Below are 6,597 nucleotides of genomic sequence, written 5' to 3'. Positions count from 1 at the left end.
GAATGCTGGCCTGTCACGCCGGAGGTCGCGGGTTCGAGTCCCGTCCGCTCCGCCACTGCAGATTTGGTAACACCTTGTGAAAAACTTCTAAAAAAAGTGTTCATGAGGCTGGGCAATCAGACGATCTTCGGATAGAATGAGCGCCTGCAAAGTTTCAACGCGGAGCGGTAGTTCAGCTGGTTAGAATGCTGGCCTGTCACGCCGGAGGTCGCGGGTTCGAGTCCCGTCCGCTCCGCCACGATTGAAGAGCCCCTGGTGAAAACCAGGGGCTTTTTTTATTTCACCATGACTCCAGCACCGAACTTCGCTGGACTACGCCACAGCCAGATACAGCAGGTTTATCAATAACTTAGGCGAGTTCATCATATGCCGGTGCTTTCTGAAACTTGACCCGGCTTCCACCCGCTTGGCTCCCAACAGGCTCCTGGAAATCGGGTCTTTCGAGGAGTCATCATGGCGAAAATCAAACTCACCAAGTCCACAGTCGATGCGGCACAAGCCCAAGCGCAGCCAGTCGAACTGCGCGATACCCTGGTTCCTGGCTTCCTGTGCAAGATCACCCCGGCAGGCCGCAAGGTGTTCATGCTCCAGTACCGCACAAACGCCGGAGAGCGGCGCAAACCTGCCTTGGGCCTATACGGAGAACTGACCGTCGAACAGGCTCGATCGCTGGCGCAGGAGTGGCTGGCGCAAGTGCGCCGGGGTGGAGATCCTGCCGCAGAGAAGGCTGCAGCGCGTCAGGCACCCACAGTCAAGGAACTGTGCATCAAGTTCATGGAGGACTACTCCAGCCAGCGCAACAAGCCGAGCACGCAAGAAGGCTACCAGAGCGTCATTGATCGCAACATCATCCCAATGCTTGGTCGCATGAAGGTGCAGGATCTGAAGCGGCCTGACGTGGCTTCAATGATGAAGAAGATGGCGCACAAGCCCGCCGATGCGAACCGCACGTTCAGCGTGATGCGCAAGATGTTCAACTTGGCCGAGGTATGGGGCTATCGCCCTGACGGCACCAACCCATGCCGCCATGTGCCCATGTACCCGAACGGCAAGGCGACTCACCTCATCAGCGATGAGGAAATGGGCAAGTTGTTTCGCTACCTTGACCAGTTGGAGGCGGAAGGGCTGGAGCATGTAGTGATCCCGCTGGCCATCCGCCTGCAATTCGAGTTTGCTGCTCGCCTTTCTGAGATCGTCTCACTCCAATGGGATTGGATTGATCTGGAAAACCGGCGGGTGGTGTGGCCTGACAGCAAGACAGGCGGTATGTCCAAGCCCATGAGCGAAGAAGCCTATCGGCTTCTTTCGACGGCGGCTCGCAATGCTACGACGCCCCATGTATTACCGTCTCCGCGGCACCCTGATCGGCATTTGACCGACGGGGAGTATTACAACGGTTGGAGCCGCACTCTCAAAGCCGCTGGCGTGACGCATGTGGGTACGCACGGCATCCGTCACCGCTCGGCGACGGACATTGCCAATTCTGGCATCCCGGTGAAGGTCGGTATGGCTCTGACGGCGCACAAGACCGTGGCGATGTTCATGCGCTACGTCCATACCGAAGACAAGCCCGTGCGAGAGGCCGCCGAGTTGGTGGCGAACCGACGCAAGGCGATCACCGGCGCTAAGCAATCCCCTGCGGAGGTGGCGGCATGAGCAGGCGCAAGGTGTCCACCCCTTCACCAGCAGCGCCGAAGGCACTGTTGGGTGACATTCGGGCACTGATTGAGGCTGCGCGCCAGCGCGCCGCCTCGGCGGTCAATGCTGAACTGACCTTGCTGTTCTGGAGGATCGGCCAGCGTATCCATACGGAGGTGCTGGCCGGGCAGCGGGCCGAGTACGGCGAGGAAATCATGCCATCCCTGGCCGAGCAGCTTGTCCGCGACTACGGGCGCAGCTTCGCGGATAAGAACCTGCGCCGGATGGTGCAGTTCGCGGCCACTTACCCCGAAGAGCCAATTGTCGTGACGCTGTCACGACAATTGAGCTGGTCGCATTTCGTGGCATTGCTGCCGCTGAAAGATCCGCTCCAGCGGGACTATTACGCGCAGATGGCGAGCACCGAGCGCTGGAGCGTGCGGACGCTACGCGAGCGCATCGACTCGATGTTGTACGAGCGCACGGCGCTGTCCCAAAAACCGGAAGAAACCATCGCGCAGGAGTTGGCGACCCTGCGCGATGCAAAGCGCATGACCCCGGCGCTGGTCATGCGCGATCCCTACATCCTCGACTTCCTGGGGCTGCGGGATAGCTGGCAGGAAAGCGACCTGGAGGCAGCCATCATCCGCGAAATGGAAGCCTTCTTACTGGAGCTGGGCGCGGGCTTTTGCTTCGTCGCCCGTCAGAAACGCATCCAGATCGACGACGAGGATTTCCACCTTGACCTGCTGTTCTACAACCGCAAGCTGCGGCGGCTGGTGGCGGTGGAGTTGAAGATCGGCGAGTTCAAGGCCGCGCACAAGGGGCAGATGGAGCTTTACTTGCGCTGGCTAGACAAGCACGAGCGGGAGCCAGAGGAGGCCTCGCCGCTGGGGATCATTCTTTGCACTGGCAAGAAGCGCGAGCAGATCGAATTGCTGGAACTGGACAAGTCCGGAATCCACGTCGCCGAGTACCTGACAGCCTTGCCGCCGAGGGGCGTTCTAGTGGAGCGGCTACAACAGGCAACTCAGCGGGCGCAGTTGCAGCTAGAACAGCGAGAAACGCGCAACGATTAGCCTTGTCTCAAACAGACTAGCTTCCCAATGTGCCGCTCAAGCTATCTGCGGTATCTGGCCTCCAATCACCTAAAACGATCCTAGTGGGAGTCCTGATCCTTCGCTGACCGATCATCAACTGATGCAGCAGATCAAGGGAACGCTCACTTGCGCACTGGGCTGCTCAAGACGGGGCAATCTATCGCTTGCCGAGCGTTACTTGACATGAATCTAAAAAAATGGGGACGTTGGAGTCCCCACTTAATTACTAAAAATTATTCGATCACAATGATCGGATGACCTCGGTCACGCGGCGATCCCGGGAAATTCGAATAGCACACTCTCTTTCCAGGCATGGCTGATGACTTTGACCCATAAACGCTTTCTCGACTAAAAAAGGTCGTTACACCGTCATCCCCGTCTATGAATCCGCTATATCCATTTTGAATCAGGTTGGTCACACTTCCAACTTTTCTGTCAACACCGATAAAGCAAAGATTAGAAATCTTCGCAACAACATCATCAGCGGTAGGGCGATCTGCAACATTGTACTGAAGGCAGTCTTCCACGAGGGATTGTAACTGCTGCGCAAGAATCTTATATTGCGGGTTTGACGTCATGAAGTCCGGCCACGGTTCTCTATTTCTATTTTGAACATTGACAGCCGCCTGGAGATAGACGCCGAAAGGAACTTTTCCGGTCAATATCTGGAACATCATAGCGCCGAGCGACCAAATGTCGACTGAGGCGCCTGGGTGTTCACCCGGCTGCCTGAACATCATCTCTGGTGCCATATAAGGAAGAGCTCCGCGAATTGTTCCAGATGTCGATCTGGTTATATCGCCTTCCCGCGCAGCTTCGTCAAAAACTTCTTCTGTTAGTGTAGCGATGCCGAAATCAGTTATTTTCAGTTCATGCAAATTAATGCCATGTTCAACAATGATATTGCTTGGCTTCAAGTCACGATGAACAACTCCAGCATGATGTGAAGCGGCAACGCCTTTGGAAACGTGCAGAAATATACGAGCAGCGAGGTGCGGGTCGATAGCCCCAAAGGTCTTGAGCTTATTTTCAAGATTGTCGCCATCAACGAATTCTTCAATAAGAAAAAGCCGACCATTCTCCTCAATGTAGTCTAGAGTTTTAGCGACGTTATGATGATTAACTCTAGCGGAAATCTTCGCACTGCTTTTGAATCTCTTATCGGGCTGTCCGGGTTGAGGTGTTTTTAGTGCAACGTTAGATTCCAACAATATGTCCTGCGCCAAATAGACGTCTTGCATACCGCCTCGACCGATATGGCGCTCTATGCGATAGCGCCCGGAGACAATATCTTGCGCATTCATGGCATTACCTCCGGGTTTGAAACATCAAAAGTCACGAACTTTCTGCCACTGCCGTTGCCGAAGGTTAGAACGCAACAGCCTGGCACTATCGCCCCTACAGTGACGGATGTGTTATTTATATAAACGGCACCAGCGACCTGAGTGACAGTGAAGGCTAAGCCGTCATATTCAATCGTGAGACTTCCCACGGTTGCATTCAGAGATATTCTTCTATTCTTGTGGTCTAGTGTGTTTGCTACGCCGTTTAAAACAACCGTGGCACGATGCCTGTCCCTCAGAAGATGCTTCTCCAACAAATTCTTGATGGCTTGCATGGATGGTCTATCCTGCCTGCTTGTCGCAAGACATTGGAACAGGGCATTTGTAATTTCAGCGGGCATCCCAGCGAACGGAGTAGAAAAATCTGCTAGTGTTGGCTGGCTTGGAGGCCTATGACGCAAACTAAGGGGAGGCTCGTTGGTCAGCAAGGCCAGACATGTCACACCAAACGCATAGACATCAATGGAAGAGTCAAACGCGATTGTTTGGTCACCCCATAGCTCCGGCGCCATAAATATAGGAGTTCCTATTATGCTCCTAGTCTCTGCATCGGCAGTATTTCTAGACAAACCGAAATCAAGAATCTTAACGACACCCTCGCCATCTATTTTTATGTTTCCGGGTTTAATATCTCGATGGATGATTCTGTGCGAATGAATGTCAGCAAGTCCGCATGAAATCTGCCATATCAGGTTTAGATAATCCGCATTGGCAGAAAGAGATCCAACTTGGAGTGTCTCTCCATCAATAAACTCAAGGACAATAGCGGGCTGTTGCGTGACTGCTCCTTGAATATTTACGATGTCATAAAGTTGAACGACGTGTTTCGACCTAACTTTTGACAATGCCTTTTGCTCATCGAGCAATCTACGAGCTTCGACGCCAGCCTGCAGATGCTTTAGCACAACTTGACGTTGTAGATGTAGATCTTCGCAAAAAATTACCTCCCCCATTCCACCCCTGTCGGAGTTATCGAGAGTTTTATATCTATTTGCTATCAACACCGACGTCTCCCTGTTCGGCAGAACTGCCAATTTCTATATCCAGTTGAACTTCTTCTGGGTAATTCTCGTTTTTCTTTTTTCGAGATTTGCGAACGGGTGGCTTTGACTTCTTCGGCGCCCCCTCATTCGTCGGCGGCGTACTGGGTATCAGTTGGGATGAAAAATTATTTTTTGCTTCATTCGTCTCGTTTGGAACTTGAGCGTTTTTTGCATTAAAGGCCTGGTCTTCCTCTCGCAGCCAAAGCGTGGTTAGATCTCCAGCTGCATCCCATAAACGGATTCCGCTTCCTTCATATCGTGCAAGCGATGGAGGCATTCCGGCAATGTCAAATATGGCCGATGTTGAGTTGTCATTCCCCCCGCACCACATCGCGACAGAATTCAGACGCTCGGAGGCATCATTAAGGCTTGATGAATTTTCTAGAATCCTGCTGAGGGTCTTTTCTTCTATGCCGTGTATGCCATCAGTGGTAATGGCGCAAAAACCTTCCTGACAAAAAAAATCAGTTATCTTGGGCTGCATCGAATCGCCCATTCCAACAAATTGGAGTAGTTCTCGACCGCTTCCACCAACAGCTTCGACGAGAGAGTCGTCCGTTGTGTGCCGCTCAACCTTTTTCCCAGCCCCGAAAGTGTAGACACGCGTATCGCCAAGATGAACAATTATCTTGGTGCCTTGAGAGTCAAGCAAAACGGCAGTCAGCGTAGAGCCGCCATCGCCTTGATATGTGTCGAACACCTGTTTGTTTGACGCTTTTACAGCTTCATAGGCCCGTTCCTTGATACCTAAATTACGGTGCTGTATCAAAGAGTAGAAGAAGCTCGATATTGCCAATGAAGAGCATTTCCCTCCATCGCGCATGCCTCCCATGCCATCAGCAACTGCTATCGCAAACAGGGGATTTATCGACTTCTTTCCAGTATAGAGAGCGGCCACTCGATCCTGATTCTCCTTTCGAACCAGTCCTATATCACTGGATAGCACAAAAGGAATCTCAAGGGATTGACTGGACGTGCGGTCTGCAAGACGCCTAGAAATCCAAGCTTGTATGTTTTCTTGGAATGGGTGCATTGTGTTTTCGTAACTCCTATATTGAAAGCAATCTATTTGCGTCTTCTTTCGGACTTACGTCACTTTGATTTTGAAATGCTGTGCGATAGTTACATTTTAGCTGAGGCACTTCAAAGCGTCACGCTCATAGTGGCTCACGTCGCCGACGCTTCCGGCCGTCTCGGGCGGGGCCGCTTGCAGGCTGAGCAGCACGAGTAGCCCAAGCAGCAATTCGTGCGCCCCGGCGTGCCGCCGTCGGGTTCGCGGGCTGCGCCCCGCGCCTCGTGCCGAATCGTGGCCATTCGGCTTTGACCCCTGACATCTTCGGCCCTGACGGGCCTGCGCGCTTCGCTTGCCATGAAAACCTACTGTGCGCTGTGGGTGGGAGTGGGCGGTCTTGCTGTTCCCTTCACCGTATCACGGCGTTCTCGCCGTCAATGGCTGCACGCGCCATGCGCGCT

The 6,597-nt window shown here is 53.2% G+C and carries 5 protein-coding genes and 1 tRNA gene; 3 read left to right on the top strand and 3 right to left on the bottom strand.

The features are described 5' to 3' along the window. The first annotated feature begins 161 nt into the window (after positions 1–161). The 3 genes from RTX79_RS09330 (at position 162) to RTX79_RS09320 (ending at position 2,717) form a co-directional block, all read left to right on the top strand. Positions 162–238, top strand: a tRNA-Asp gene (locus tag RTX79_RS09330). Positions 239–453: 215 nt separating this feature from the next. After that, positions 454–1,656 carry a tyrosine-type recombinase/integrase gene (locus RTX79_RS09325; protein WP_312683346.1) on the top strand — a complete coding sequence of 401 codons (1,203 nt, stop codon included), beginning with the start codon at positions 454–456 and terminating at the stop codon, positions 1,654–1,656. Beyond that, positions 1,653–2,717, top strand: a complete 1,065-nt coding sequence (locus RTX79_RS09320; RefSeq protein ID WP_058135136.1) for a PDDEXK nuclease domain-containing protein — start codon at positions 1,653–1,655, stop codon at positions 2,715–2,717. Before RTX79_RS09325 ends, RTX79_RS09320 begins: the two co-directional genes overlap by 4 nt. A 254-nt stretch (positions 2,718–2,971) precedes the next feature. Here the strand turns inward: RTX79_RS09320 and RTX79_RS09315 are convergent, their stop codons facing one another. From RTX79_RS09315 to RTX79_RS09305, 3 genes are read right to left on the bottom strand one after another with little or no spacing between them, the layout of a single operon-like run. Then, the gene (locus RTX79_RS09315; RefSeq protein WP_022960627.1) at positions 2,972–4,042 is read right to left on the bottom strand and encodes a serine/threonine-protein kinase; all 1,071 of its coding nucleotides are present in this window, start codon (positions 4,040–4,042) and stop codon (positions 2,972–2,974) included. Beyond that, positions 4,039–5,115 (bottom strand): protein kinase domain-containing protein, encoded by a 1,077-nt coding sequence (locus tag RTX79_RS09310; RefSeq protein WP_028968587.1) that lies wholly within the window; start codon positions 5,113–5,115, stop codon positions 4,039–4,041. Before RTX79_RS09310 ends, RTX79_RS09315 begins: the two co-directional genes overlap by 4 nt. Then, the gene (locus tag RTX79_RS09305) at positions 5,069–6,022 is read right to left on the bottom strand and encodes a PP2C family protein-serine/threonine phosphatase (RefSeq protein WP_060494925.1); all 954 of its coding nucleotides are present in this window, start codon (positions 6,020–6,022) and stop codon (positions 5,069–5,071) included. Before RTX79_RS09305 ends, RTX79_RS09310 begins: the two co-directional genes overlap by 47 nt. Positions 6,023–6,597: the final 575 nt, after the last annotated feature.

The organism is Stenotrophomonas chelatiphaga (assembly GCF_032054965.1).
Classification (GTDB): Bacteria; Pseudomonadota; Gammaproteobacteria; order Xanthomonadales; family Xanthomonadaceae; genus Stenotrophomonas; species Stenotrophomonas chelatiphaga.
This window is presented reverse-complemented; position numbering and strand designations above follow the sequence as displayed.

Coding starts and splice junctions, on each gene's coding strand:
- RTX79_RS09325 (WP_312683346.1), top strand. CDS start 454: ATGGCGAAAATCAAACTCACCAAGTCCACAGTCGATGCGGCACAAGCC.
- RTX79_RS09320 (WP_058135136.1), top strand. CDS start 1,653: ATGAGCAGGCGCAAGGTGTCCACCCCTTCACCAGCAGCGCCGAAGGCA.
- RTX79_RS09315 (WP_022960627.1), bottom strand. CDS start 4,042: ATGAATGCGCAAGATATTGTCTCCGGGCGCTATCGCATAGAGCGCCAT.